Origin of the sequence: Priestia sp. SIMBA_032 (genome assembly GCF_046535215.1) — a bacterium.
GTDB classification, from domain to species: domain Bacteria; phylum Bacillota; class Bacilli; order Bacillales; family Bacillaceae_H; genus Priestia; species Priestia aryabhattai.
On the sequence record NZ_JAWRXD010001747.1, the window covers coordinates 1 to 228 of the forward strand.

General features: G+C 41.7%; 1 protein-coding gene. It reads right to left on the reverse strand.

All coding sequences use genetic code 11. The annotated features are described in order from the left end of the window. A partial coding sequence (locus tag SB717_RS40185) for a BCCT family transporter (RefSeq protein ID WP_410908988.1) occupies positions 1-228 on the reverse strand: 228 nt, incomplete at both ends.

The following is a 228-nucleotide window of genomic DNA, read 5'->3' on the forward strand; positions in this document are numbered from 1 at the left end:
AACGAATGTTGCAGAGTCTGCAGATGTAATAAAGAAGGTAGAAATAAGAAGAATCGCTAAAACAGATAAAGCTGATCCAAAGCTTCCCATTTGATCAAACATGGCGAATAATCCTACTTCTGTTCCCAGCTCTTTAGTTTTTTCAAAGACAGGTGCATCACTAAACAGCTCCATGTGAATACCAGTCCCGCCGAACACAGAGAACCAAAGTGCACCAATTACGGTCGG